Here is a 25564-nt window from a genome sequence, read left to right as displayed (position 1 = left end):
TTTTCGTAGCTATGCCGGCGCCTGCCCGGTCTCCGAGGGCGGCGCCAGCCATGCACGTGCCGCGTCGGTCTCCTGGAACAGCTCGATCCGGGCTTCGGAAAGCAGTTGATTGAGCCACGCCGACCATGCAACCCACTGATCATTGGACAGCACCGCGACCTTGTCGAAATCGCGGCGGTGGGCACGGGCGAAACGGATTTCCTCGATCGCCATATCCAGCGTATAGCTTATCATTTCCGTCAGATCGAACAACAAGTTGGCCCGGCCGTGAAAGCGCAGCTCGTAGAGCACGTTTTCCTCGAATTCACGGAAATCCTTCAACGTGAACTCGCCCAACACCGCTACATGAATGTAGTTCTGCTCATGGCTGATGGTGATCATGACCGGTTCTCCTGTGCAGGCGCGCTCGCGCTACCCTGTCAGCATAGCCCTTTGGGCGGCAGGAAGGCAGCTTGCCACGGCGCGTGGTGTCAGAGGCGTTGTAAATCGATCAACAATTGCCGGGTATGAAGCGGCCCATCGCCGATCAGCGAACCGATCATCTGCCGTGTCAACGGTTTGACCTGGGCCAGCGCATGACCGGTGGGGTGGCCCTGCGCCAGCGCCAGCAGCGTCTCGCCCGGACAGGCCCCGCTCGGCGCTGTGCTTGGCATCAGACCCAGACCGGGTACGAAACCATAGTGACGATTGGGCATGACCGGCTGTCCATCCGCAGTGAACCGCCAGTCGGGGGCATAGCCCAGGCACGCCAGCAGCGACAATTCGAAGCTGCGCAGGATGGGTTCGAGCTCGCCCGAAGCGGTGCGTGGCAAGACGCACAATGCGCGTACCGCATCGAAATAGGCGGCAAACAGCGCAGGCTGGGGCGATTCGCGCGGCAGCAGCCTGAGCAGCAACTCGTTGAGATAGAAACCGCACAACAAGGGCTGGCCGGTCAGTTGCGGCACCCCCCCTTGCCATTCGGCAGCGTGCAGGGTCTTCACCTCGCCCGCGCCGAACCAGGACAGCAGCAGCGGCTGGAAATTGAGCAGCACCGCACGCGCCTGCGAACCGTGGCGCTGCGCACCGCGCGCCACGATGGCCACGCGCCCGTGATCGCGGGTGAACACCTCCAGCAGGCGACTAGTCTCGCGGTACGGGTATTGGTGCAGTACCAGGGCCGGTTGCGCATCGACACGCGGCGCATCAGCCTTGCCCTTCACCCGAGGCTTGCGTGGCGCCGGCATGGGTCACGCGCCTATTCGAAACCCTGCTGCCGCAATACCCGGGTATCGTCGGCCCAGCCACTCTTGACCTTGACCCACACCTCCAGGTAGACCTTGGCGTCGAACAGCTTTTCCATGTCCTGACGCGCCTCGGTGGCGATACGCTTGAGCTTTTCACCATTGCGGCCGATCAGGATCGCCTTCTGGCTGTCACGGTCGACCAGCACGGCGGCGAAGATACGGCGCAGCTCACGGCCATCCTTGGTCTGCTCCTCCTCGAATTTCTCGATCTCCACCGTCATGGCATAGGGCAGTTCGTCGCCCATCAGCCGGAAGATCTTTTCGCGGACGATCTCGGCGGCGAGAAAGCGCTCGTTGCGATCGGTGATCTGGTCTTCCTCGTACAGTGGCACCGAGGCGGGCAACAAGGGCCTCACCGCCTTCAACAAGCCATCGAGCTGCTGCCCCTTCTGCGCCGACACCGGCACCACGGCGGCGAAATCGCGCAATGCGGCAACCCGTTCGATAAAGGGCAGCAACGCGCTGCGGTCCGCTAGCAGGTCGATCTTGTTGATCACCAGCAGGACGGGACGGTCAGGCGGGATCAGCTTGAGCACGGCTTCGTCCTCGGCACTCCAGCGGCCGGCCTCGACCACCAGCAGGATCACGTCCACATCCGCCAGCGTCGTGGTCACGTTGCGGTTCATCGCCTGGTTCAGCGCATTGCGGTGGCGCGTCTGGAAACCGGGCGTGTCGACAAAGATGAACTGCGCCTCCTGCTGCGTCAGCACGCCGGTGATGCGATGACGGGTTGTCTGCGCCTTGCGTGAGGTGATGCTCAGCTTCAACCCGATCAGGTGGTTGAGCAGCGTGGACTTGCCCACATTGGGCCGACCGACGATGGCGATGAAGCCGCAGCGATGGCCGTCGGCGGCATCCTGTGCTAAGGATTCGGACATGACATTCCTTGTCGGGTGGGCCGCTAGCAGCGCTTGGCCTTGCCCGGATAGCGTTCTTTGAGTTCCGCAAGCGCCGCAGCCGCAGCGGCCTGCTCGGCAGCGCGCCGGCTCGGCCCCTCCGCCTGGGTTTCGATCTGCAGTTGTTCGATGCGGCAGCAGATCCCGAAGATCTGGTGCGGCGATTCGCCCTCCTGCCTGATCAGCAGATACTGCGGCAGCGATACGCGTCTCGCCTGCAACCATTCCTGCAATGCGGTCTTGGCATCTTTGAGCGCGCGTGAAGGGTCGATGGCCGTAATCCTCGGTGCGAACAAGGCGTCGATCACCCGGCTCGCCGCCTCGAAACCGCTATCGAACCATACTGCGCCGAACAACGCTTCAAGCGCGTCCGCCAGGATCGAAGGACGCCGATGGCCACCGCTCTTGAGTTCACCTTCACCCAGGTAAAGATAGTCGCCCAGTCTGAGGCCAGCGGCGATCACGGCCAGCGAATCCTGGCAGACGAGGCTGGCACGCAGCCGCGAAAGCTCGCCTTCGCTTAGCTGTGGAAACGCCACAAACAAGGCGCGGGCCACCACGGCGTTGAGGATGCCGTCCCCGACGAACTCCAGCCGCTCGTTGTGCGTGCCGGAAAAGCTGCGATGCGTCAGCGCCTGCCTCAGCCAGCGCGGGTCGGCGAAGGTATGGCCGAGCGCCTGGGCCAGACGCTCGGCAGGCAGAACGACACTCACTGGATCGGCGAGCTCGATTCGCTGGCCTCGAAATCGAACAGCAGGCTGATATTGGCCACGAGCGGCACGACCTTTTCATAGGAAACGCTGATGGTGGTCTTGCCGTCGGACTGGGTGATGATGAGATCGTCCGCCTTCACCGCCTCGATCGTGCTGATGACGGCATGCCGCCCGAACCCCTCGCGGATGGTTGCAGCCGGTGCCGAGCCGTGTTCCTTGACCAGGGTCTTGAGCGTCTTCTTGACGCTGAAGTACTCGACGTAGGTCGGCACCACCTTGAAGAAGGTGATCGCGGCCAGCGCCACCAGGATGGCGATGATCACGAACCCGAAGAACGATAACCCCTGCTGTCTGCGCATTGTGCTGCCCCTTTTGCCGGCCATCACCGGATCATTGTGCCGATGCGGCTCAGTTGCTTGTAGTTGAACCAGACGAAGAAGGCCCGGCCCACCACATACTTGTCCGGGACGAACCCCCAATAGCGGCTGTCGGCACTGTGGTCACGGTTGTCACCCATCATGAAGTAGTGGCCTTCGGGCACCTTGCAGACAAAGCCGCTGTCATCATAACGGCAGTTTTCGCGATACGGGAAGTTGTCGACCTGGTCTTCCTTGATCCAGGGTTGATCCGGCACGACGAAGGTATCGTACTGTTTGGCATCGTATTTTTCCTGGACCCGCAGTACCGGGTTCATGTAGATGCCCTCGGCATATTCATCCGGCCCCAGCACATCCGCCGTCACTGCCTGGCCATTGACGGTCAGCCGCTTGTCACGGTACTCGACCGTGTCGCCGGGCAGGCCGATCACCCGTTTGATGTAGTTGATCGAAGGATTCTTGGGATAGTTGAACACCATCACGTCGCCGTGCTGCGGCGAATCCACCGGCACCAGCACACTGTTCAGGATCGGCAGCCTGATACCGTAGACGTACTTGTTCACCAGGATGAAATCCCCGACCACGAGACCCGGCCGCATCGACGACGACGGGATCTGATACGGCTCGACCAGGAACGAGCGCAGCAGGAACACCACCAGGATCACCGGAAAGAAGCCGCGTCCGTACTCGACCCAATCGCTCGGCCGTGCACCCCGGCGCCGCTTGGCAAGCACCAGCTTGTCGACGAACCAGATCGTGCCGGTCACCAGCACGAAGATCAGCATGGCGGCGGCGATCGAGAAGAAATTCACCAGCAGGATGAACACCCCGACGATCACGCCGAGATAACCATACTGCACCAGTTGCGGCGGCTCGTCGCCTTTGCGCTCGTGCCGTGCGCCGATCACGGAAAGGAGCACGCCAACAATGGTCAGTACGACCCCGATCACTTGCCAGTTCATGCGGTTTCCTTGTTATTTGTCCGAGACTTGCAAGATGGCGAGGAACGCCTCCTGCGGAATTTCGACATTGCCCACCTGCTTCATGCGCTTCTTGCCGGCCTTTTGCTTTTCCAGGAGCTTCTTCTTGCGGGTGATGTCACCGCCGTAGCACTTGGCCAGCACGTCCTTGCGCATCGCCTTGACCGTCTCGCGGGCAATGATCTGCCCGCCGATCGCCGCCTGCACCGCCACGTCGTACATCTGACGGGGAATCAACTCGCGCATCTTGCTCACCAGCTCGCGACCGCGGTAGACGCTGTTGGCGCGATGCACGATCAGGCTGAGCGCGTCGACGCGTTCGCCGTTGACGAGCACATCCAGCTTGACGAGGTCGGCCGTCTGGAACTCCTTGAACTCGTAGTCCAGCGATGCATAACCGCGTGAGACCGACTTGAGCTTGTCGAAGAAGTCCATCACCACTTCGGCCATCGGCAGTTCGTAGGTCAACATCACCTGGCGCCCCAGGTACTGCATGTTGCGCTGCACGCCCCGCTTGACGTTGCACAGCGTCATCACCGGGCCGACGTAGTCCTGCGGCACGAGGATGGTCGCGGTGATGATGGGCTCGCGGATCTCCTGGTACTTGGACGGATCGGGCAGCTTGGAGGGATTCTCGATCTGCACCACCTCGCCACCCTTCATCACCAGTTCGTACACCACGGTGGGCGCAGTGGTGATGAGGTCCATGTCGAACTCGCGCTCCAGCCGCTCCTGCACGATCTCCAGGTGCAGCAGGCCGAGGAAGCCGCAGCGGAAACCAAAGCCCAGCGCCTGCGACACCTCGGGCTCGAAATGCAGCGAAGCGTCGTTGAGCTTGAGCTTGGTCAGCGAATCACGCAGCGCCTCGTAGTCGTGCGACTCCACCGGATACAGGCCGGCGAACACCTGGGACTTCACATCCTTGAAGCCAGGCAGCGCTGCGTCGGCGGCCGGCTTGACATGGGTGATGGTGTCGCCGACCTTGGCCGACGCCAACTCCTTGATGCCGGCGATCACGAACCCGACCTCGCCGGCCTTGAGCGCCTCGCGCTGGAGCGATTTGGGCGTGAACACGCCGACCTGCTCGCACAGGTGCTGGGCAGCGGTGGCCATGAACAGCAGTTTGTCCTTGGGGCGGATCTCGCCATCGACCACGCGCACCAGCATCACCACGCCGACATAGTTGTCGAACCACGAGTCGATGATCAACGCCTTGAGCGGCCCCTGCGGATCACCCTTGGGCGACGGGATGCGGCTGACGACCTCTTCGAGGATGTCCTCGATGCCGATACCGGCCTTGGCCGAGGCGCGTACCGCGTCGACAGCCTCGATGCCGATGATGTCCTCGATTTCCTGTGCCACGCGCTCGGGCTCGGCAGCGGGCAGGTCGATCTTGTTGAGCACGGGGCGCACTTCCACGCCCAGCTCGATTGCCGTATAGCAGTTGGCTACCGTCTGCGCCTCGACCCCTTGCGAGGCGTCGACCACCAGCAATGCGCCTTCGCAGGCCGATAGCGAGCGGCTGACTTCATAGCTGAAATCGACGTGTCCGGGGGTGTCGATGAGGTTGAGGTTGTAGATCTGGCCGTCGCGCGCCTTGTAGTGCAGCGCAGCGGTCTGCGCCTTGATAGTGATGCCGCGCTCCTTCTCGATATCCATCGAGTCGAGCACCTGCTCACTCATTTCACGCAGCTCCAGCCCACCGCAGAATTGGATGAACCGGTCCGCCAGCGTGGATTTACCGTGGTCGATATGGGCGATGATCGAGAAATTGCGGATATGCTTCATGTACGGCGTTGAAAGTCCAGTAAAAAGGGCACGCAACGCGTGCCCCTGCGGCGGTTCGAGTAGCCCGGGATTCTATCGGAATTTCGCCAGACGATCATCCAGCGCCGCAAGATCGAGGTGATAGTGGCAGATCTCCGTGCCGTCGGCGTCCGCAAGCACCGGCACCCATTCGCCGTGGCGCGCCTCCAGCACCTCATCGTCGTCGATATCCACCCACTGCACCGAAAAGCCCCGTGTGGGCGCGAGCTGCGCCAGTTGCTCGCGCATCGTGGTGCACAGCCCGCAATACTCGCGCCCGTACAGCGTCAGGGCGATCACTTCTCCGGCGCCTTGAGCGAGATGAACAGCGAGGCACCGCTGCGCAGCACGCGCAACGGCAGCGTCTGGCCGGGCTTGAGCTCGTCCAGCGCCTTCTTGAGCTGTGCCGAGCTTGAAAGCTCCTGCCCGCCGATGCCGACGATCACATCGCCCTGCTGCAGCCCAGCCCGGGCCGCCGCGCCGCTCGCGCCCTGCACCACAAGGCCGTACTTGATCCCCAGTTCCTTGAGATGGCGTGGATTGTTGAACTCACGCAATGTCAGCCCGAAACGGTTGCTCTCCTCCTTCTTGCCGCCACGGTATTCCCGCCCGGCCGAGGCACGGTCGGGCTGGTCCATCTCGCCGACGGTGACGTTCAATTCGCGCGCAGCGCGGTCGCGCCAGACCTGCAACCTGGCGGTGCTGCCGGGCTTGGCCTCGGTCACCAGCCGGGGCAGGTCGGAAGTCACGCTGACCTCCTGCCCGTTGAATCGCAGCACGATATCGCCTGGCTTGAGCCCTGCCTTGTCGGCCGGACCGTCCTTTTCGACCGACGACACCAGCGCGCCCGACGCCTTGGGCAGGCCGAAGCTCTTGGCCAGCTCCTCGTTCACTTCCTGGATGCTCACGCCGATCTTGCCGCGCGACACCTTGCCATTGGTCTTGAGCTGCTCGGCCACCTTCATCGCCACATCGATCGGAATGGCGAACGACAGGCCCATGTAGCCGCCCGAGCGGCTGTAGATCTGCGAATTGATGCCGATCACCTCACCCTTCAGGTTGAAGAGCGGACCGCCCGAGTTGCCCGGATTGATGGCGACATCGGTCTGAATGAACGGCACATAGGTTTCGTCGGGCAGGCTGCGTCCCTTGGCAGAAACGATGCCGGCGGTGACGGTGTTCTCCAGGCCGAACGGCGAGCCGATGGCAGCGACCCATTCGCCGACCTTGAGCTGCGCCGGATTGCCCAGATCCACCTTGGGCAGGTTGGTCGCCTCGATCTTGAGCAGCGCCACGTCGGTGCGCGCATCGGACCCGACCACCGTGGCCTTGAACTCGCGCTTGTCCTCGAGCTTGACCTTGATCTCGTCCGCTTCGGCGATCACGTGCGCATTGGTCAGGATGTAGCCCGCCGCATCGATGATGAACCCGGAGCCCAGCGACTGCGCATGGCGCTCGCGCGGCCCTTGCGGCGCCATCGGCGGCAACGGGAACCCGAAACGGCGGAAGAGGTTGAGGGTATCCTCATCCAAACCTTCGATCCCCTGGCCTGGATCGCGCAGGGTTGCAGTGGTCGAGACATTGACCACGGCGCGTCCCTCCTTTTCGACCAGTTGGGTGAAATCGGGCAGGGATACTGCCGTAGCAGCGTGGGTGCCGACAGCCGCAAGGGCCACGACGCCAGCAAACAACCAAGTTTGTTTGGACATAGTTTTCATGGCTTGTGGTGAATGAAACGGGAACACTTCGAATCCGCAATCGGGGCGACAGTTCCGCACTGCCCTGCTCGCCCCAGCATTCGCGGCATGTGGCGCCAACGTGGAGAACCCAGGCGCAACAACGCAAACGCAAGCAACAACCCCAGCCCGGCGCCTGACACCGCCCCGGCGTCGGCCCGCGTCGGCAACACCGCGGCGCCGGCCAGCGCCCCTGCCAGCAGCATCGCCAGTGGCAGGCCGTAGGCGATGCACGCTGCGGCGAGCACATTGCGGGCAGCGAGGCCAATGCGCACCGATTCGCCCGGCTGGGCCGACAAGGCATTGTCCACCCGCACTTCACGGGCCACGCCAAACAGACGGGTCAATGCGACGGCGTGGCATCCTCCCTGCCGTTCACACTGCGGACAACTGCCCTGGCGCAGCGGACGGACCCAGGCGTAGGGTCCTTCAACCCGCACGATCCGCACATCGACGGCGACCCAGCCGGACATCACTGCTCCGCAGCCGCAGGCTCGCGCAAGGTATAGGCGTTGCTCAGCAACTGTACGGTCTCGGTCGGCACCTCGCCGACCACGGTCAGCAGATAGGTGCCCAACTGGCGACTGAAGAAGCTGATGCCGCCCTGCTGCGCAAGGCTCGGCGCCGCATTGGCCCGTGGCAGCGGCTCGATGAATGCCGAGACAGTGACGAGACCGTCGCTGTACAGGTGATGCGTCACCAGCCGGCCCTTGGCCCAGGCACTGCGCTTGGTCTTCACCAAGCGAAAACCCGGCGGCAACGAACGTACTTCCCACTCCGGGTCCTGCGGTCGGATCGCCTCGCCCTCGCCGCTTTCCAGCGGCAGCGTCCGCAACGGCCGGTTGGGCTTGAGCAGCTTGCGGTCGATGGTGCCGCCGATCTGGATCTGGGAAAAGGTGAAGAGTTCGATGGGTTCGTTACGCGGTCCGATCATCATCGACTTGAGCATCAACCCGCTTTCGGGATGGACCCAATAGCGGTGCGGATAACGGAAGCGATCGCGCGGCTCGAATTCATAGATGTCGGCCGGCACACCCGCCACCCGGGCATGCCCCGCCCGGCGGATCTGGTAGCCCGCCAGGAGCTGCTGGGCCTGCTCGGGCCATTGCCGCGGAAACAGTTTGGACATCAAACGGCGGTCGACCGACGCCGGATAGGCATCCTCGGGCAGATACAGGCCGACCTTGTCGCCTTCGCGCAGCATTTCCAGGGGCGGGCCGTCCAGCGTCTCGCGCCGTTCGATGTCACGTGCACCGTCCGCTAGATGCACCACGCGCACCGTTTCGAACCGGTCACCGTACTGGTGTACGTAGATGCCGTGATAGGAGTTCAGACGCGCGGCATCGGCCACACGTTGCACCAACTGGCCAGCCTCGGCGTTTGACAGCGGTGCGGAAGAGGCCGGTCCGCCGGCCAGCAGGGAAACACTGGACAGCCACATGCCGCCGGCCAGCAACCACGCGCTTGGAATTCTCATTACTTTGCTTGCGAGGGTTCGAAGGAAGCCTGCATGAACTCACGTCCGGCGAACGGATTGCCGCCGTCATGGCGATGCGCAGCGAGATAGCCTTGCATCCGGGCCGTGTCGAGGGGGTTGTGCTGCTGGGTCGAGGCAAGCGTGGTCGCGGCCCCTGGCGTCCCCCCGCTGGCCCGGGAAGCGCCATAGTACGCCTGCCAGCCGACCACGCTGACAAAGGCCACCGAAGCAGCAGCCGACAGGGGCATCAATGCGCGGCGCAACAACGAACGACGCCGCACCGGCGCCATCACGATGGGCTCGGCGGCAAGGCGTTCGGAAAAGCGCTTCATGAAATCGGGAGAGAGCAGCGGATGCTCCTGCATCACGTCGCCCACCAGATGCCAGTCCTGCCAATCGCGTCGCAGGCTCTCGTCGACACCAAGCTGACCGACAAGGCGATCCCGCTCGGCGCGTCCCAGTTCGCTATCGATCAATGCGGACAACTGCTCTTTCATGATGGAAAACCCTCTTGCTTTGCCTACCAACGACGGTCCTTGCCGACCACATCGAGCAACGGCTTCAATTTTGCCGAAATCGCTTCGCGAGCGCGAAAGATTCGTGAACGCACTGTACCAATCGGGCAATTCATCACGCCGGCGATATCTTCGTACGAGAGACCTTCCATCTCGCGCAGGGTGATCGCGGTGCGCAACTCGTCGGGCAGCGCTTCGACGACTTCATTGACCGTTCGGACAATCTCCCGGTTGGCAAGTTCAGACTCGGGGGTGTGGAAATCGGGTATTTGTGCCGCGGCATCGAGCGTCTCGCCGTCCTCGTCCTCGTAGTCGGCGGACAACTGCGGACGGCGCCCCAGCGATGCGAGGTAGTTCTTGGCGGTGTTGATGGCGATGCGGTAGAGCCAGGTGTAGAACGCCGACTCCCCGCGAAAGGACGGCAAGGCGCGGTAGGCCTTGATAAAGGCTTCCTGCGTCACATCCTCGATTTCGGCCGGATCGCGGATCAGCCGTGACAGGAGCCGGGCGATGCGCCGCTGATACTTGGCCACCAGCAGCTCGAAGGCGCGCTTGTCTCCGGCTTGAGCACGGGTGACAAGCTCGTGATCGACCTCCCGTTCAGTGCGTTTCTCCAAAAGCATGCTCCGTTCATTGCCCGTCGCGGGCCTTTCCTCTTTACCGCATCCCCGGTAGATGGGGGCAGACGGACGGCTTTGCAAGCCGTCATGGCGCCACCTTGCCACCCTTGCCGGACGTAACGCTCGGCGCGGGGCCGCTCTGTTATATTCTGTGATCCTGAAATCCACCAGTAAATATGAACACGCCATGCAGCAATTCGACGTCCTGATCGTGGGCAGTGGCCTTGGCGGCATGACCATCGCCCTGCACTTGGCCGACCATCTCAAAGTGGGACTCGTGACCAAGCGGGCCTTGCAGGAGGGCGGCAGTGGCTGGGCCCAGGGCGGCATCGCGGCGGTGCTGGACGGGCAGGACAGCATCGAATCGCATATCCGCGACACCCATGTGGCCGGCGCCGGCCTGTGCGACCCGGATGCCACCCGCTTCATCGTCGAGCATTCACGCGACGCCATCGACTGGCTGATCGCGCTGGGCGTGCCGTTCACCCGGGATGCCAGCGGCGAGAACAGCTATCAGGGCTTCCACCTGACGCGCGAGGGCGGGCACAGCCACCGGCGCATCATCCATGCCGCCGATGCCACCGGCAGCGCGGTGATCGAGACCCTGGCGATGAAGGTGGCCGCGCACCCGAACATCACCGTGCTGGAACAGCACATCGCGCTCGACCTGATCACCGAACGCAAGCTTGGGCGCGGTAGCGACGACGGCAACCGGGCCTGGGGTGCCTACGTCTACGACATCAAGGCCGACCGGGTACAGACCATGCTTGCCGCCCATACCGTGCTTGCCACCGGCGGCGCGGGCAAGGTCTACCTCTACACCAGCAATCCGGATGTGGCCACCGGCGACGGCATCGCGATGGGCTGGCGCGCCGGCTGCCGGGTGGCGAACATGGAGTTCATCCAGTTCCACCCTACCTGCCTGTATCACCCCGAGGCCAAGTCGTTCCTGATCACCGAGGCGGTGCGCGGCGAAGGCGGCATCCTGCGGCTGCCCGACGGTACCCGCTTCATGCCGGCGCACGACGAGCGCGCCGAGCTGGCCCCCCGTGATGTGGTGGCACGCGCCATCGACTTCGAGATGAAGAAAGGTGGCTACGACTGTGTCTACCTGGACATCAGCTACAAGCCGGCGCGTTTCGTCAAGGAACACTTCCCCACCATCCACCAGCGCTGCCTGGAGCTGGGCATCGATATCACCAAGCAACCGATCCCGGTGGTGCCCGCCGCGCACTACACCTGCGGCGGCCTGGTGGTGGATCTGGCCGGCCGCACCGATCTGCCGGGCCTGTACGGCGTGGGCGAGGTGGCGTGTACCGGCTTGCATGGCGCCAACCGGCTGGCCTCCAACTCGCTGCTCGAATGCATGGTGCTGGGCAAGGCTGCGGCGCAGGACATCCTGGCCGCCGGGCGCCCTGCCCTGCCGGCGGTGCCCGAATGGGACGAGAGCCAGGTGACCGACACCGACGAGGAAGTGGTGATCTCGCACAACTGGGACGAACTGCGTCGCTTCATGTGGGATTACGTGGGCATCGTGCGCACCAACAAGCGGCTGGAACGCGCCTTGCACCGCATCACACTGCTGCAGGGCGAGATCGAGGAGTACTACAGCAACTTCCGGGTCGGCAACGACCTGATCGAGCTGCGCAACCTGGTCAGCACGGCCGAGCTGATCGTGCGCTGCGCGCTCGCGCGCAAGGAAAGCCGCGGCCTGCACTACAGCCGCGACTACCCGGGGATGCTGCCGCAGGCGGTGCCGACGGTGCTGACGCCATCGTGAGACCACCGGGCACGCCGCATGGCGGCCGGCCAGGGCAAGGAGCCCGGCCATGCTGAAAACACTGGCCGTCGCCAACTACCGCTCGTTGCGGCGGCTGGTGTTGCCACTTGGCCGGCTCAATGTGGTCAGTGGCGCCAACGGCAGCGGCAAATCCAATGTCTACCGCGCGCTGCGCCTGCTTGCCGGATGCGCGCACGGCGGAATGATCGCCGCGCTGGCACGCGAGGGCGGTTTGCAATCGACATTGTGGGCCGGCCCGGAAAACCTCTCCAAGGCCATGCGGCGCGGCGACGTCCCTGTCCAAGGCACAGTGCGCCAGGAGCCAGTCAATCTCAGACTGGGCTTTGCCGGCGACGACTTCGGCTACGCCATCGATCTGGGCCTGCCGATTCCGGGCGCCCCCACCCTGTTCGGCCATGATCCACAGATCAAGAGCGAATGCATCTGGGCGGGACCATTGCTGCGCCCAGCCAGCCTGCTCGCCGAGCGGCGCAACAATGTATTGCGGCTGCGCCAGGGCCGGACCTGGCAGGTCGTGCACCAGCACCTGCCGGGTTTTGACAGCCTGTTCGCCCATTGCGCTGATCCACAGGCGGCACCGGAGGTGCTGCGCATGCGCGAGCGCATCCGCGGCTGGCGCTTCTACGACCAGTTGCGCAGCGATCGCGATGCAGCGGCGCGGCAACCGCAGATCGGCACCCATACCCAGGTGCTCGCCGACGACGGCGCCGACCTGGCAGCGGCACTGCAGACCATCCGCGAAATCGGTGATCCGGATCGGTTGCAGGCGGCATTGCACGATGCCTTTCCGGGTACACAGCTGCAGATCGATGCGCATGAGGGGCGTTTGATGCTGGGCCTGCACCAGCCCGGACTATTGCGGCCATTGCGCGCGGCCGAGCTGTCGGACGGCACCTTGCGCTACCTGCTGCTGCTCGCGGCGCTCCTCTCGCCGCGCCCGCCAGGGCTGCTGGTGTTGAACGAACCGGAAACCAGCCTGCATCCGGACCTGCTGCCGGCGCTGGCGCGGCTGATCGCACAGGCGGCCGACCAGACACAGGTACTGGTGGTTTCGCACGCCGCACGACTGGTCGCTGCGCTGACTGCGCAGTCCGACTGCCAGGCATGGGTGCTGGAAAAGGAATGGAGCGAAACGCGTGTGCACGGGCTGGCCGCGCTCGACGAGCCGGCGTGGTATTGGTTGGAGCGGTGACTTTTCACCCCGACGCACCCGCTCGCCAGGGCCACACTGACCCTATCGCCCTTCACGCCACAACGGCCAGGACCGCCGGCCCGGCCCATCCCGAATGCATGACACGCCCCGCCTTCTGATCGGCACGGCCGGCTGGAGCCTGCCGGCCGCACACCGTGATTGCTTTGCACCCGGCCCCAGCCAACTGGCGCGCTACGGCAGTGTCTTTGATGCAGTGGAGATCAACAGCAGCTTCTATCGGCCGCACCTGGCCGATACCTACCGCCGCTGGGCGCAGAGCGTGCCGGCGTCGTTCCGCTTTTCGGTCAAGCTTGCGCGCAGCATCACGCACGAAGCACGCCTGCATCAGCCCGAAGCGCTGCTCGATGCCTTCCTGCCACCCGTATCGGCATTGGGCGACCGGCTGGGTTGCCTGCTGGTGCAGTTGCCGCCCAGCCTGCGCTGGCAGGCACCGTTGGCCCATGCCTTCTTCGATGCGTTGCGGCAGCGCTATCCGGGCCCGGTCGCCCTCGAAGCTCGCCACGCCAGTTGGTTCCATCCCGAGGCACTGGCCCAGTTGCTGCCATTCGGCATTGCGCAGGTCGCCGCCGATCCGGCGCCGGTGCCGGCGGCGGCACAGCCCGGCCCGGTGGCACAGCCGGTGTACTACCGCTGGCACGGCAGCCCGCAGATGTACTACTCGGATTACGCCGATGCGGCGTTGCGCCAGCTGGCCAGCGCCGCCACTGCAGCATGCGAGCAGGGACGGACCGTCTGGTGCATCTTCGACAACACCGCCGCAGGAGCGGCCACCGGCAACGCGCTGCAGCTGCAGCGCATCGCCGGTGTCACGGTATGAGCGTCCTCAGTGGCTGGGCGCCGCCGGGGCCGCCTTCTCGGGCATGGCGGACGAATGGTGGTCCATGATGTACCACGTGCCGTCGATCTTCTCGTACAGGAACGAATAGCGGGCCTGCACCTTGTCCGGCTTGCCGTCGCGCACGATCTCGAAGGTATAGACGCCGGAATCGATTGCGGTATCTTCGTCCAGCACGCGGATGTTGCTTTGGTCGATCCTGCCGTACGGCTTGAGCGCCAGGAAATGCTCGAAGTAATCCTGGATGGCAGCACGGTTGGTACGCACCACGTTGGATACGGTGGGCAGCAGGGTACCGCCTTTCCTGGCATACAGTTTGGCCACTTCGCCCGGCTTGCCGGTCTGCAGCGCCCTGTTCCAGCGATCGAACAGCTGCGCGATCTCCTGCTGGACCAGGTTCAGGTTGGCGTAGTTGATTCCCTGGTTGTTGCGCTCGTCGCGGTCATCGCGGTCGGCATGGGCGGTGCCGGCAGCCAGCAACGCGGCGCCCAGCAGGGTGATGGTCAGCTTTTTCATAATCTCCTCCTTGAGTGGCTTGAGCGCGTCCGCCGTGTCGCGAACGGCTGGCCTACTGTAAAAAGCATGCCCCCCGCGCAAATCAGCTGAACGGCAGACCCGAGCTATGCCAACCGGCATAGGTGCGCGCGCCGCGCGGGGATTAACATGGATTGCTTCTGACGGTGACCACGATGCCGACCCCTTTCACACCGCCTTCCGACCCGCTTGACCCTGGCGCCTCCGCCCATGCCTGGCGCAACCTGTATCGGGCGGCGGAAGCGCGCGCGGCGCGGCTGCGGCTGCTGGTCGAGGCCGGCCATGCGCTGGGGCTGCCCGGCGATCTGCCGCAATTGCTGGGCCGGGCACTGGATCACGCGCTGGCGTTCAGTGCCCTGGACGGGGGGCTGGTCCTGCTGGGCACGCCGGGCGCACGCGAGTGGCAGGTGGGCGCCACACGCAATGCCAGCCTGGCGGTCAGCCTGCCGGTGCTGGCCCCGTTGCTGCCCGCGGCGCAACCGCTGCAAAGCCAGGATGTGCTGGCAGGCATGCTGGGCGACGGCCCGGGCGCGATGCTGCCGGTGCTGCTGCAGTTGCCGCTCACCACCGCCGAATCGGTGCCGCTCGGGCAATTGGTGCTGTTCAGCCGCACACCGCGTCACCGGCTGGAAACGGAAGACATGGCCGCATTGCGGCTGTTGGCCGACAGCATCGCCGCCACCGTGCAACGCGACCGGCTGCTGGAGCGGCTGGCCGAACGCGAGCGGCAGTTGGCGCAGCTGGTGGAGCAACTGATCGATGCCCAGGAGGCCGAACGGCGGCGCGTGGCACATGACCTGCACGATGGGCTGGCGCAGGTGGCCGCGGCGGCACACCAGCGCCTGCAGGCCTTCGCCGAACGCCACGCACCGCGTGACAAGGATGCGCGCGGTGCGCTTGAGATCACGCTGGGGCTGACACAGCGTGCGGTGCAGGAGGCGCGCTCGCTGATCAGCGGACTGCGTCCGACCGTGCTGGATGACTTCGGGCTGGCACATGCGCTGCGTGGCGAAGCGGAGCAGCTGTTCAGCGAAGGCTGGCCGGTCAGCTTCGAGGAAAGGCTGACCCAGCCGCGGCTGCCGCCGGTGCTGGAGACCGCGCTGTTCCGCATCGCCCAGGAGGCGCTCTCCAATGTGCGCAAGCACGCCGGGCCCTGCCAGGTGGCGGTCAGTCTGGCGAGTGTGCCGGGCAGTGTGCACCTGGTGATCATGGACAATGGCATCGGCTTCGATCCGCAGGCGGCGCGTGCGCACAGCTGCGTGGGACTGTCTGCGATGCAGGAGCGCTGTGCGCTGCTGGGCGGTGCGCTGACGCTGGAAAGCCAGCCCGGCCGCGGCACACGCCTCTCGGCCTCGCTGCCGCTCAAGGAGCAATGAACCGTGCCGGCCCGCCTGTTGATCGCCGATGACCACGAGCTGACCCGCGCCGGGTTGCGTGCGCTGCTCGAAGGCGAGCCGGATCTGGCGGTGATCGCCGAGGCCGGCGACGGGCGTCAGGCAGTGGCGCTGTGCGAGCGCCTGCAACCGGATCTGGCGCTGCTGGATGTGCGCATGCCGGGGCTAGACGGCCTGACCGCCGCAGGCGAGATCCGCAGGCGCTGGCCGGGGATCCGCGTGGTGATCGTCACGCTGTACGAGAGCCCCGACTATCTCGAAGCCGCGCTGGCGGCCGGTGCGGCGGGCTATCTGCTCAAGGATGCCACCCGGGCCGACGTGCTCGGCACAGTGCGGCGCGCACTCAACGACGAGCCGTTCCTGAACGGCAATACGGCGTTGCGACTGCTGCGGCGGATGAGCACACGCGGCGGGCAGCAGATCGAACCGCTCACCGACCGCGAGCGCGAAGTGCTGGCGCTGATCGTGGCCGGGCTGTCCAACCGCGAGATCGGCGAACGGCTGGGCATCGCCGCCGGCACCGCCAAGGTGCATGTCGAGCGCATCCTCGGCAAGCTTGCCGTCACCGACCGCACCCAGGCCGCGGTACGCGCGCTGGCACTCGGCCTGGTCCCCACTCCGGAGTCACCACCATGAACGCATGGCGCAACCGCCTCTGGCATGCCTGGGCCGACCAGCCGCTGCGGGTCAAGGGCCTCGTGGTCATCGCCATGCCGCTGGCCATCCTGCTCGGCTCGCTCGGGCTGATCTACCTGGTCGAACGCGAAACGCTGCGGGTCGAGGACGAAGTCAGGCGCACACTCAAGATCCAGAGCAACATCCACCGGGTGCACAGCCTGATTTCCGAGGCCGCCACCGGTGTGCGGGGCTTCCTGCTGATCGGACGCGATGACTTCCTCACCCGCTATCGCGAAGCCGAACAACGGCTGCCACAGACACTCGCCCAGCTGGAGCAGGACGTACGCGACCCGGAACAGCGGCTCCGGCTGGCCGTGATCGCCCAGCTGGTGCGCCACAAACTGACCAGCCTTGCCGCGCTGCACCAGGCGCGGCTGGATACGCATGAAAGCCGCACCCAGCACCTGCTGCAATCGCTGGTGGACAGCAAGGCGCTGTTCGACCGGCTGCGCAATGAGATCGACGCCATGCAGGCGCGCGAAGCCATCCTGCTTGCCGAACGCCAGGCCGAAGCCAATCGGGTGCGCTCGCGCTACCTGGCGGTCACCGGCACCGCCGCCGGGGTGGGCCTTCTGGGCAGCGTGCTGGCGGTGTGGCTGTTCTTCACCGGCATCGTGCGCCGCGTGCACCTGCTGGCGGACAACGCACGCCGGCTGGAACAAGGGGAGGCGCTGGTCCCGCTGCGCTCGGAGACCGACGAGATCGGCCACCTGGCGGCCGGCATGGAGCGGGCGGGACACCTGCTGGCCGAACGCGAACGCGCGCTGCGCGAGAGCGAGGAACGGCTGCGGCTGGTGATCGAGGGCGCACGTGACTACGGCATCTTCGCGCTGGACCCCACCGGCCACGTGGTGAGCTGGAACACCGGCGCGGAGCGCATCAAGGGGTTTCGCGCCGAGGAGATCGTCGGCCGCCACTTCTCGTTGTTCTACCCGCAGGAGGAACGCGGCACGCTGCCGGCCGAGGCGCTGGCGCAGGCCGAGCGGACCGGCTGGGTGGAAAGCGAGGGCTGGCGGCTGCGCAAGGACGGCTCGCGCTTCTGGGCCAACGTGGTCATCACCGCGCTGCGCGACGAGGCTGGCCAGCTGCGGGGCTTTTCCAAGATCACACGCGATATCACCGAGCGCCGCGCCGCCGAGGAGGCGCTGCGCCAGGCACGCGAGGAAGCCGAGCGCGCCAGTCAGGCCAAGAGCGAATTCCTCTCACGGATCAGCCACGAACTGCGTACGCCGCTCAACGCCATCCTCGGCTTTGCCCAGCTGATGGAAATGGAAGCCACCGATCCCAACCAGCGGCGCAGCGTGGAACAGATCGTCAAGGGCGGGCGCCACCTGCTGCGGCTGATCAACGAAGTGCTGGACATCGCCCGGATCGAAGCAGGCCGGATGGAGCTGGCACTGGAGGCCGTGCCCGCGGCCGAGGTACTGGACGAAGCCATCGAACTGACCGCGCCGTTGGCCGCCAGTGCCGGCGTGGCGCTGCAGCGCGAAGTCGGCCCATTGCTGGAGCGGCGCATCCTTGCCGATCGGCAGCGGCTGATCCAGGTGATCCTCAACCTGTTGTCCAACGCGGTGAAATACAACCGCCAGCCCGGCGGCGTGGTCACGGTATCGGGCGCGCTGGAGGACGGCAGGTTGCGCATCGAGGTGGTCGACACCGGCATGGGCATCGAGCCCGAACTGCTGGCACGGCTGTTCACGCCGTTCGAACGGCTGGGCGCCGAACGCAGCCAGGTCGAAGGCACGGGGCTGGGGCTGGCGCTCTCCAAACGGCTGATCGAGGCGATGCACGGCCGGATCGGCGTACACAGCATGCCCGGGGTGCAAAGCACCTTCTGGGTCACGCTGCCGCTGGCGGCCGATGGCATGCACGCCGCCCCACCGACACATCTGGCCGTGCCGCAGCCGCTCCCATCCGGCGGCCCGCTGTCCACCATCCTGTGCATCGAGGACAACCTGTCCAACCTGGCCCTGCTCGAACACATCCTCAAGCGCCGTCCGGGTGTACGCATGCTGCCGGCGATGCAGGGCAGCCTGGGGTTGGCGCTGGCACGCGAGCACCGCCCCGACCTGATCCTGCTCGATCTGAACCTGCCCGACCTGCCGGGCGACGCGGTGCTGGCACAACTGCGGACGATGCCGGAGAGCCGCCACACCCCGGTGGTGATGATCAGCGCCGATGCCACTGCCGCCGCCGAAGCGCGGCTGCGCGCCGCCGGCGTCGCCGATTATCTGACCAAACCGCTGGATGTGGTGGCGTTCCTCGCCGTGGTCGACCGCCTTCTGAATGCCCCGAGAGCGCGCCCTCATGAATGACAACGTGTTGCAACAAGCCCGCATCCTGATCGTGGATGACCAACCGGCCAACGTGGAGCTGCTGGAGCGGCTGCTGGCGCAGGAAGGATTCCAGCAGGTGCTGGGCACCAACGAGCCACGCGCTGCGCTCGACCTCTTCAACGCGTTCGAGCCGGACCTGGTGCTGCTCGACCTGCTGATGCCCGAGCTGGATGGCTACGCCGTGCTGGAACAGCTGCAGCGGCGGATCGCACCGGACCAGTACCTGCCCATCCTGGTGCTGACCGCGGACGTGACCCAGGAAGCGCGACGACGCGCGCTGGCCCTCGGCGCACGGGACTTCCTGACCAAGCCATTCGATGCCATCGAAGCCATGCTGCGGATCTGGAACCTGCTGGAGACACGCATGCTGTACCTGGAACTCCAGCGGCGCCAACCCCATACCACGCCGCCGCGCTTCGGCCGCTGGCAGGGCTGAATCCGGCAGCGCAGGCAACCGCGCTGTGGCGGATGTGGCGGGGAAGTGGTGGGCGTGGGGCCGGTGCACCGGTCCCCAGCCCGGCGGCCATCCCCATCACGCCACCATGGGCACTGGGCTGGACGAGCGCCGGCATCTGACCTCACCTCCCCGCTCCCTGGCTGGCCAACTGGGCCAGCGTCGAGAACACCAGCCACAAGCCGCCCAGCGCGGTGAGATACAGTACCGAGGCGGCGGCAAGCTCCAGCCAGGGCAGCACCCTTTTCCACCATAGCCAGGGCAAGACGGGCGCGAACGCCAGCACCGCGATGATCAGCATCGGGAAGAACCAGGTTGCAGCCAGCAGGAAGCATGGGGTCCAGAGCAAGATGCGGCTGGCCTTGAACAGCGGGGGCCTGCCGGTACGCCACACCGCCAGCGCAAACACGGCGAACCCGGCGGTCAGCCCCAGCAGCACGCCCCGCGCGATCCATGCCTGCCGTACCAGGTAGGCCTCCTGCTCACGGCGCTGCCGTTCCAGCCAGGCATTGATCTCGGCGGTATAGGCCGCCTCATCCGCAAGCGGCAGCGACACCGATGCGGCAGAAGCCGCTGGTGTCGCAAGCGGGGTGTCGGCAGTGGCGGCGCCGGCGATGCCAACCCAGCTGCAAAGCATCAGCACGATCCAAAGCAGGCGATGTGGCACGGCAGGGCTCCAGGAGCGGCAGCGAAGGCGGCCATGTCGACAGCATGGCCCTTCCAATCAGGCTGTCAACCTCCCGGACACCGTTGTTGCGGCCGGATCATGGCCGCTGCCCGGTGGCCAGCCTCAGCAACCCGGCGGCGTACCGGTAATCACGCCCGCAGCGCAGGCACCAGATCGCCGATGGCATGCTGCACGGCGTCCTCGACGCGTTCCAGCCAGATGAATTCCAGCTGCGCGCGCGCCTCGGGTGGCACGTCTTCCAGGTCTTTTTCGTTGCGACGCGGCAGCATCACGGTATGGATGCCGGCGCGCAGCGCCGCCAATGTCTTTTCCTTGACGCCGCCGATCGGCAGCACCAGCCCGCGCAGGCTCACCTCGCCGGTCATCGCCACGTCTGGCCGCACCGGCCTGTCGGTCAACAGCGAGACCAGCGCCAGGAACATCGCCACTCCGGCACTGGGCCCGTCCTTGGGCGTGGCACCGGCCGGCACGTGCACGTGCACGTCCACCTTCTCCAGCGCTTCGCCGGTCCAGGTCTTGGCCAGCGTCAGCGCCGCCTGTGCCGACTCCTTCATCACGTCGCCCAGTTGCCCGGTGAGGATCAGCCGGCCGCTGCCCGGCACCTTGCCCGCTTCGATGAACAGGATGTCGCCGCCTACCGGCGTCCAGGCAAGGCCGGTGGCCACCCCGGGCAGGCCGGCACGCAGTGCCAGTTCGCTCTCGAAGCGAGGTGCGCCGAGGATGGCGGGCACATCGCCTGCGTCCACCGTCACCTGCCTGGCCTGGCCTTCGGCGATCTGCATCGCTGCATGGCGCAACAACGCGCCCAGTTCGCGCTCCAGGTTGCGCACGCCGGCTTCGCGTGTGTAGTCCCGTACCACCCGCGTCACGGCGGCATCGGTCAATTGCGCCTGACCGGGCTGCAGCCCGTTGGCTTCGCGCTGACGCTCGATCAGGTAGCGGCGCGCGATCTGCTGCTTTTCCTCCTCGGTGTAGCCGGCAAGCTGGATGATCTCCATCCGGTCGCGCAGCGGGCCGGGAATGGTGTCGAGCTGGTTGGCGGTGCAGACGAACATCACCCGCGACAGATCGAAATCCACCGCAAGGTAGTTGTCGCGGAACGTGCTGTTCTGCTCCGGGTCGAGCACCTCCAGCAGCGCACTGGCCGGGTCGCCATGCATGCCGCCCGCGCCCAGCTTGTCGATCTCGTCGAGCATGATCAGCGCGTGGGTGGTCTCGGCACGGCGCATGGCCTGGATGAGAGCGCCCGGCAGCGCGCCAATGTAGGTGCGCCGGTGCCCGCGGATCTCGGCCTCGTCGTGCACGCCGCCCAGCGCCACGCGCTGGAAGGCACGGCCGGTGGCACGGGCGATCGACTGCCCAAGCGAGGTCTTGCCGACGCCGGGCGGGCCGACGAAGCACAGGATGGGGCTGCGACCCTGCGGGTTCAGCTTGCGCACCGCCAGGTATTCCAGAATGCGGCGCTTGATCCTGCCCAGCCCGAAATGGTCCTCGTCCAGCACCTGCCGCGCCCGCGCGATATCGATGGGCTCCTGCGGCGCGGCCTGCCATGGCAATTCGGTCAGCCACTCCAGATAGGTGCGCAGCATCGCGTATTCGGCGCCATTCTCGCCCATGCGCTGCAAGCGCTTGAACTCCTTGCGTGCGTGCTTGAGCGTCTGCTCGGGCAGGCCTGCGTGCTCGATGGCTTCCTTGAGCCCGGCCAGCTCGGCCGCATCGTCCTCGCCTTCGCCCAGTTCCTTCTGGATCTGGCGCAGTTGCTCGCGCAGCACATGCTCGCGCTGACGCTCGTCGAACTGGGCACGGGTCTTCTCGCCGATCTCGCGTGACAGCTTGAGCACTTCCACGCGCGATGAGAGCAGCGCCAGCACTTTGTCCAGGCGCCGGATCAGATCGAAGGTTTCCAGGATGTCCTGCTTTTCCTCGACCTTCACGTCGATCAGGTTGGCCACCATGTCGGCCAGCGCCGCCGGGCCCTCGATGCCGCGCACCACGTCGGCCAGCTCGTCGGGCACATGCGGCAGCAGCCCGATGGCTTCGATGGCGCGTTCCTTGAGCTGCAGGAAGCGCGCCTCGATCTGCGGGCTTTCCAGCTGCGGCGGTTCCACCATCGCCACCCGAGCCACCAGAAAGGGCCAGCCTTCCAGGAATTCCTGCACCTGGAACCGCCCCTGTCCCTGCACCACCAGGTGATGCGCGCCTTCGTGCCCGGTGATGTAGCGCACGATGGGGCCGGCGGTGCCGACCCAGTACAGGTCGGACGGCTGGGCATTGCTCTGCTGCGGATCGCGCTGCAGCAGGAAACCGACATTGAGCTCGTTGCGCACCGCGTGCTGCGCGGCAGCGACCGAGCTTGCCCGTCCGATGGTCACCGGCGAGAGCACGCCGGGAAACAGCACCGCATGGCGTAGCGGGATCAGGATCATCGCGTCGGGTGGCAGCGGCTTGAGCGCATGGATCAGTGCCGTCTGCGCCGGCGCATCGCCCCCGTCATGCGGAACGCCTTCGCCGGACCAGGTCTGCTGCAACATCGGCCATTGCTTCATACGGCCTCCTTGAGCTTGTCGAATTTGAGTACCAGGCAGCCATCCGCCAGGTGTGGCGGCGCGGGTTCGAGGGCATCGAGCGGCAGCAGGATATGGCGTTCGAAATGGCCGTATGGGATCTCGATCCGATGGATGCGCGCCGAGGGCGCCCCCGGAAAGCGCCGTACACCGGAGACGGTGACGCCGGCCGGATGGAAACGCACCTGGACGGCCGAGGCCGGCACGCCGGGCAGCGCCACGTAGACGACCAGCGTGTGCTCGTCCTCCAGCACATCGACCGGCGGTTCCCACGTCGGGTGGCGCTCGGTACGGCAAAAGCGCTGGTGCAGCCGCTCGGCCTGCTCCAGCAGCGACAGCGCATCTCCCCACATCCAGGACGACAGATCGCGTGATCTCATGGTGCTCCACCCTCGGGATTCATCGGTATAGATGGCGCTCCCCCACGCGGTTTCAAGCAAAACGCACCCGCGCCAGGCAGTCGCCGACGGCAATCGCCAGCCTGACGCGACATGCGGTGGCCGCATCCGGCATAGCGCCGATGGCGCCCTTGCAGATCCATGTCGACGTCATGCATGGCATCGCCCTGCCCGGCTACGGATTCCGCTAGACTAGCCGCGCCCTCATTGCCGAAGCGCGCCCATGCACCATCCCAACCAGTTCGACCTGCTCCGTTCGCGCCGCTTCCTGCCGCTGTTCGGCACCCAGTTCCTCGGCGCCTTCAACGACAACCTGTTCAAGAACGCCTTTCTGGTGATGATCACCTTCTATGGGCTGTCGGCGGCGGGATTGGATGCCAAGACGCTGGCCAACGCGGTGGCCGGGATATTCATCCTGCCGTTCTTCCTGTTCTCGGCGCTGGCCGGCCAGTTGGCCGAGAAGTACGACAAGGCGCAGCTGGCGCGCTGGGTGAAACTGCTGGAGATCGCGATCATGGCACTGGCCGGGGTCGGATTCTTCCAACGGAACGCCAGCATCCTGTTCGCCTGTGTCTTCCTGATGGGGGTGCATTCCACCCTGTTCGGCCCGCTCAAGTATTCGGTGCTGCCGCAATACCTCAGGCAGGAGGAGCTACTGGGCGGCAACGGGTTGATCGAAGCCGGCACTTTCATCGCCATCCTGCTGGGCCAGATCGCCGGCACGCTGATCGTCCAGCACGCCCCCCACGCGAGCGCGCCCATCATCTACGCCTGCGTGGGCGTCGCGGTGCTGGGCTGGCTGTTCAGCCGCAGCATGCCGGCGGCGCCGCCCCCGGCGCCCGGCCTTGCGATCAACTGGAACATCCTGGGCGAGACCTGGCACATCCTGCGGCACGTGCACGGCAACCGCACCGTGTTCCACAGCCTGATGGGCATTTCGTGGTTCTGGTTCTTCGGCTCGGTCTACCTCACGCAGCTGCCCGACCTGGCGCATCGCACGCTGCGCGGCGACCCGGGTGTCTATACGCTGCTGGTGACGCTGTTCTCGGCCGGCATCGGCATCGGCTCGGCGCTGTGCGAAAAGCTGTCCGGTCGCCGCGTCGAGCTGGGCCTCGTGCCGTTCGGCTCCATCGGCATGAGCGTGTTCGGCGCGGATCTGTATTTCGCGCTCACCGGCGCACCCGCAGCGATGCCGTACACCGTGGCAAGCTTCGTGGCCGAGCCGGGGCATTGGCGGGTGATGCTGGATATCATGCTGATGGGCGCCTTCGGCGGACTGTTCACCGTGCCGCTGTATGCACTGGTGCAGACCCGCACCGAACGCGAATTCGTCTCGCGCGCCATCGCCGCCAACAACATCCTCAACGCGCTGTTCATGGTGGTGGCCGCCGGCATGAGCATCGTACTGCTGCAGGCCGGGCTAAGTGTGCCGATGCTGCTGCTGACAGTCTCGCTGATGAACATCGCGGTGGCACTGTATATCTACACGCTGCTGCCGGAATTCCTGATGCGCTTCCTGGTATGGATCGGCGTACATACCCTGTACCGCGTGCGCTGCAAGGGCCTGGAGCATATCCCGGAGCACGGACCGTGCGTGCTGGTGTGCAACCACGTCAGCTTCATGGATTCGCAGGTGATCGCCGGCATGGTGCGCCGCCCGGTGCGCTTCGTGATGGACCACCGCATCTTCAAGGTGCCGGTGCTCAACTTCATCTTCCGCACCGCCGGCGCCATCCCCATCGCGCCGGCCAAGGAAGACCCGCAGCTGAAGGCACAGGCGTTCGAGCGGGTGGCGCAGTACCTGGCTGCCGGCGAGGTGGTCTGCATCTTCCCGGAAGGGGGGATCACACGCGATGGCCAGATGCAGGCGTTCCGGCCCGGCATCGATCAGATCATCGCGCGTACGCCGGTACCGGTGGTGCCGATGGCATTGCGCGGCATGTGGGGCAGTTTCTTCAGTCGCAAGGACGGTGCGGCGATGATGAAGCTGCCGCGCCGGTTCTGGTCGCGGATCGAACTGGTGATCGGCCCGCCGCTGCCGCCAGAGGCGGCCGACCGGCAGGCACTGGAAGCGCAGGTACGCGCGCTGCGCGGGGATTGGCGATAAGCGCAGGCCCAAGGCCGGAAGACCACAGCTGCCCGCCGCGCGCTGCATCCCGGCCCCGGCTGGCACTGTGACACCGTGTTGCAGCGGCCCCAGCCTGCACCAAACGGAAACGGCGCCGTGGCGGCAAGCCAGGGCGCCGTGGTGCTTCGGGCCGGA

25 protein-coding genes are annotated in these 25564 nt (G+C 65.7%); 8 read left to right on the top strand and 17 right to left on the bottom strand.

What is annotated here, in order from left to right:
* Positions 1-9: 9 nt before the first annotated feature.
* From N8I74_RS10625 to rpoE, 13 genes are all read right to left on the bottom strand, one after another.
* The gene (locus N8I74_RS10625; RefSeq protein WP_263123030.1) at positions 10-381 is read right to left on the bottom strand and encodes a SpoIIAA family protein; all 372 of its coding nucleotides are present in this window, start codon (positions 379-381) and stop codon (positions 10-12) included.
* An 89-nt stretch (positions 382-470) separates the two neighbouring features.
* On the bottom strand, positions 471-1226 hold the full coding sequence (gene recO, locus N8I74_RS10620) for a DNA repair protein RecO (protein ID WP_263123029.1): 756 nt from the start codon (positions 1224-1226) through the stop codon (positions 471-473).
* A gap of 11 nt (positions 1227-1237) precedes the next feature.
* Positions 1238-2164, bottom strand: a complete 927-nt coding sequence (gene era, locus N8I74_RS10615; RefSeq protein ID WP_263123027.1) for a GTPase Era — start codon at positions 2162-2164, stop codon at positions 1238-1240.
* A 23-nt stretch (positions 2165-2187) separates the two neighbouring features.
* Positions 2188-2895: a ribonuclease III gene (gene rnc / locus N8I74_RS10610; protein WP_263123026.1), complete on the bottom strand. Its 708-nt coding sequence runs from the start codon at positions 2893-2895 to the stop codon at positions 2188-2190.
* Positions 2892-3254 carry a DUF4845 domain-containing protein gene (locus N8I74_RS10605; RefSeq protein WP_263123024.1) on the bottom strand — a complete coding sequence of 121 codons (363 nt, stop codon included), beginning with the start codon at positions 3252-3254 and terminating at the stop codon, positions 2892-2894. The genes rnc and N8I74_RS10605 overlap by 4 nt, the downstream gene beginning before the upstream one ends.
* A gap of 23 nt (positions 3255-3277) precedes the next feature.
* Positions 3278-4234, bottom strand: coding sequence for a signal peptidase I (gene lepB, locus N8I74_RS10600; protein ID WP_263123023.1), 957 nt, complete (start codon positions 4232-4234; stop codon positions 3278-3280).
* Between the two features lie 12 nt (positions 4235-4246).
* Positions 4247-6040, bottom strand: a complete 1794-nt coding sequence (gene lepA, locus N8I74_RS10595; protein WP_263123022.1) for a translation elongation factor 4 — start codon at positions 6038-6040, stop codon at positions 4247-4249.
* 72 nt (positions 6041-6112) lie between these two features.
* Entirely contained in the window at positions 6113-6358 is a 246-nt protein-coding gene (locus tag N8I74_RS10590; protein WP_408611811.1) for a glutaredoxin family protein, read from the bottom strand.
* Positions 6355-7767 (bottom strand): DegQ family serine endoprotease, encoded by a 1413-nt coding sequence (locus tag N8I74_RS10585; RefSeq protein ID WP_263123021.1) that lies wholly within the window; start codon positions 7765-7767, stop codon positions 6355-6357. The genes N8I74_RS10590 and N8I74_RS10585 overlap by 4 nt, the downstream gene beginning before the upstream one ends.
* Before the next feature lie 5 nt (positions 7768-7772).
* A complete protein-coding gene (locus N8I74_RS10580) occupies positions 7773-8267 on the bottom strand; it encodes a SoxR reducing system RseC family protein (RefSeq protein ID WP_263123020.1) in 495 nt (164 codons plus the stop codon).
* The gene (locus N8I74_RS10575) at positions 8267-9271 is read right to left on the bottom strand and encodes a MucB/RseB C-terminal domain-containing protein (RefSeq protein WP_263123019.1); all 1005 of its coding nucleotides are present in this window, start codon (positions 9269-9271) and stop codon (positions 8267-8269) included. The genes N8I74_RS10580 and N8I74_RS10575 overlap by 1 nt, the downstream gene beginning before the upstream one ends.
* On the bottom strand, positions 9271-9768 hold the full coding sequence (locus N8I74_RS10570; RefSeq protein ID WP_263123017.1) for a sigma-E factor negative regulatory protein: 498 nt from the start codon (positions 9766-9768) through the stop codon (positions 9271-9273). Before N8I74_RS10570 ends, N8I74_RS10575 begins: the two co-directional genes overlap by 1 nt.
* A 23-nt stretch (positions 9769-9791) precedes the next feature.
* Positions 9792-10409 carry an RNA polymerase sigma factor RpoE gene (gene rpoE / locus N8I74_RS10565; protein WP_263123016.1) on the bottom strand — a complete coding sequence of 206 codons (618 nt, stop codon included), beginning with the start codon at positions 10407-10409 and terminating at the stop codon, positions 9792-9794.
* Between the two features lie 184 nt (positions 10410-10593).
* On the opposite strand from rpoE, the gene nadB reads away from it, so the two are divergent.
* The 3 genes from nadB to N8I74_RS10550 all read left to right on the top strand — a co-directional run bounded on the left by nadB (position 10594) and on the right by N8I74_RS10550 (position 14237).
* A complete protein-coding gene (nadB, locus tag N8I74_RS10560; protein ID WP_263123014.1) occupies positions 10594-12186 on the top strand; it encodes an L-aspartate oxidase in 1593 nt (530 codons plus the stop codon).
* Positions 12187-12235: 49 nt separating this feature from the next.
* On the top strand, positions 12236-13399 hold the full coding sequence (locus tag N8I74_RS10555) for an AAA family ATPase (protein WP_263123013.1): 1164 nt from the start codon (positions 12236-12238) through the stop codon (positions 13397-13399).
* 94 nt (positions 13400-13493) lie between these two features.
* A complete protein-coding gene (locus N8I74_RS10550) occupies positions 13494-14237 on the top strand; it encodes a DUF72 domain-containing protein (RefSeq protein ID WP_263123012.1) in 744 nt (247 codons plus the stop codon).
* A 6-nt stretch (positions 14238-14243) separates the two neighbouring features.
* Here N8I74_RS10550 and N8I74_RS10545 read toward each other — a convergent pair whose 3' ends face one another.
* On the bottom strand, positions 14244-14771 hold the full coding sequence (locus tag N8I74_RS10545; RefSeq protein WP_263123010.1) for an SgcJ/EcaC family oxidoreductase: 528 nt from the start codon (positions 14769-14771) through the stop codon (positions 14244-14246).
* Positions 14772-14944: 173 nt separating this feature from the next.
* Here N8I74_RS10545 and N8I74_RS10540 point away from each other — a divergent pair, with 173 nt between their 5' ends.
* The 4 genes from N8I74_RS10540 to N8I74_RS10525 are packed head-to-tail and all read left to right on the top strand — an operon-like array spanning position 14945 to position 19633.
* Positions 14945-16165 (top strand): sensor histidine kinase, encoded by a 1221-nt coding sequence (locus N8I74_RS10540; RefSeq protein ID WP_263123008.1) that lies wholly within the window; start codon positions 14945-14947, stop codon positions 16163-16165.
* A 3-nt stretch (positions 16166-16168) separates the two neighbouring features.
* Entirely contained in the window at positions 16169-16819 is a 651-nt protein-coding gene (locus tag N8I74_RS10535; protein ID WP_263123007.1) for a response regulator transcription factor, read from the top strand.
* The gene (locus N8I74_RS10530) at positions 16816-19176 is read left to right on the top strand and encodes an ATP-binding protein (RefSeq protein ID WP_263123006.1); all 2361 of its coding nucleotides are present in this window, start codon (positions 16816-16818) and stop codon (positions 19174-19176) included. Before N8I74_RS10535 ends, N8I74_RS10530 begins: the two co-directional genes overlap by 4 nt.
* The gene (locus N8I74_RS10525) at positions 19169-19633 is read left to right on the top strand and encodes a response regulator (protein WP_263123005.1); all 465 of its coding nucleotides are present in this window, start codon (positions 19169-19171) and stop codon (positions 19631-19633) included. Before N8I74_RS10530 ends, N8I74_RS10525 begins: the two co-directional genes overlap by 8 nt.
* 142 nt (positions 19634-19775) lie before the next feature.
* Here N8I74_RS10525 and N8I74_RS10520 read toward each other — a convergent pair whose 3' ends face one another.
* The 3 genes from N8I74_RS10520 to N8I74_RS10510 form a co-directional block, all read right to left on the bottom strand.
* A complete protein-coding gene (locus N8I74_RS10520) occupies positions 19776-20318 on the bottom strand; it encodes a hypothetical protein (RefSeq protein ID WP_263123004.1) in 543 nt (180 codons plus the stop codon).
* Positions 20319-20467: 149 nt separating this feature from the next.
* Positions 20468-22885: an endopeptidase La gene (lon, locus tag N8I74_RS10515; protein WP_263123002.1), complete on the bottom strand. Its 2418-nt coding sequence runs from the start codon at positions 22883-22885 to the stop codon at positions 20468-20470.
* Positions 22882-23283 carry an Hsp20/alpha crystallin family protein gene (locus N8I74_RS10510; RefSeq protein ID WP_263123001.1) on the bottom strand — a complete coding sequence of 134 codons (402 nt, stop codon included), beginning with the start codon at positions 23281-23283 and terminating at the stop codon, positions 22882-22884. Before N8I74_RS10510 ends, lon begins: the two co-directional genes overlap by 4 nt.
* Positions 23284-23524: 241 nt before the next feature.
* On the opposite strand from N8I74_RS10510, the gene N8I74_RS10505 reads away from it, so the two are divergent.
* Positions 23525-25408: an MFS transporter gene (locus N8I74_RS10505; protein ID WP_263123000.1), complete on the top strand. Its 1884-nt coding sequence runs from the start codon at positions 23525-23527 to the stop codon at positions 25406-25408.
* Positions 25409-25564 lie beyond the last annotated feature (156 nt).

The sequence above is a fragment of the Chitiniphilus purpureus genome (assembly GCF_025642115.1).
Lineage (GTDB): Bacteria > Pseudomonadota > Gammaproteobacteria > Burkholderiales > Chitinibacteraceae > Chitiniphilus > Chitiniphilus purpureus.
Note: the sequence above shows the minus strand (reverse complement) of the source record. Positions and strands in the feature narration are given on the sequence as shown.

Coding starts and splice junctions, on each gene's coding strand:
- nadB (WP_263123014.1), top strand. CDS start 10,594: ATGCAGCAATTCGACGTCCTGATCGTGGGCAGTGGCCTTGGCGGCATG.
- rpoE (WP_263123016.1), bottom strand. CDS start 10,409: ATGCTTTTGGAGAAACGCACTGAACGGGAGGTCGATCACGAGCTTGTC.
- N8I74_RS10510 (WP_263123001.1), bottom strand. CDS start 23,283: ATGAGATCACGCGATCTGTCGTCCTGGATGTGGGGAGATGCGCTGTCG.
- N8I74_RS10555 (WP_263123013.1), top strand. CDS start 12,236: ATGCTGAAAACACTGGCCGTCGCCAACTACCGCTCGTTGCGGCGGCTG.
- era (WP_263123027.1), bottom strand. CDS start 2,164: ATGTCCGAATCCTTAGCACAGGATGCCGCCGACGGCCATCGCTGCGGC.
- N8I74_RS10575 (WP_263123019.1), bottom strand. CDS start 9,271: ATGAGAATTCCAAGCGCGTGGTTGCTGGCCGGCGGCATGTGGCTGTCC.
- N8I74_RS10605 (WP_263123024.1), bottom strand. CDS start 3,254: ATGCGCAGACAGCAGGGGTTATCGTTCTTCGGGTTCGTGATCATCGCC.
- lepA (WP_263123022.1), bottom strand. CDS start 6,040: ATGAAGCATATCCGCAATTTCTCGATCATCGCCCATATCGACCACGGT.
- lon (WP_263123002.1), bottom strand. CDS start 22,885: ATGAAGCAATGGCCGATGTTGCAGCAGACCTGGTCCGGCGAAGGCGTT.
- N8I74_RS10530 (WP_263123006.1), top strand. CDS start 16,816: ATGAACGCATGGCGCAACCGCCTCTGGCATGCCTGGGCCGACCAGCCG.
- recO (WP_263123029.1), bottom strand. CDS start 1,226: ATGCCGGCGCCACGCAAGCCTCGGGTGAAGGGCAAGGCTGATGCGCCG.
- N8I74_RS10550 (WP_263123012.1), top strand. CDS start 13,494: ATGCATGACACGCCCCGCCTTCTGATCGGCACGGCCGGCTGGAGCCTG.
- N8I74_RS10625 (WP_263123030.1), bottom strand. CDS start 381: ATGATCACCATCAGCCATGAGCAGAACTACATTCATGTAGCGGTGTTG.
- N8I74_RS10540 (WP_263123008.1), top strand. CDS start 14,945: ATGCCGACCCCTTTCACACCGCCTTCCGACCCGCTTGACCCTGGCGCC.
- lepB (WP_263123023.1), bottom strand. CDS start 4,234: ATGAACTGGCAAGTGATCGGGGTCGTACTGACCATTGTTGGCGTGCTC.
- N8I74_RS10525 (WP_263123005.1), top strand. CDS start 19,169: ATGAATGACAACGTGTTGCAACAAGCCCGCATCCTGATCGTGGATGAC.
- N8I74_RS10585 (WP_263123021.1), bottom strand. CDS start 7,767: ATGTCCAAACAAACTTGGTTGTTTGCTGGCGTCGTGGCCCTTGCGGCT.
- N8I74_RS10505 (WP_263123000.1), top strand. CDS start 23,525: ATGCACCATCCCAACCAGTTCGACCTGCTCCGTTCGCGCCGCTTCCTG.
- N8I74_RS10570 (WP_263123017.1), bottom strand. CDS start 9,768: ATGAAAGAGCAGTTGTCCGCATTGATCGATAGCGAACTGGGACGCGCC.
- N8I74_RS10545 (WP_263123010.1), bottom strand. CDS start 14,771: ATGAAAAAGCTGACCATCACCCTGCTGGGCGCCGCGTTGCTGGCTGCC.
- N8I74_RS10580 (WP_263123020.1), bottom strand. CDS start 8,267: ATGTCCGGCTGGGTCGCCGTCGATGTGCGGATCGTGCGGGTTGAAGGA.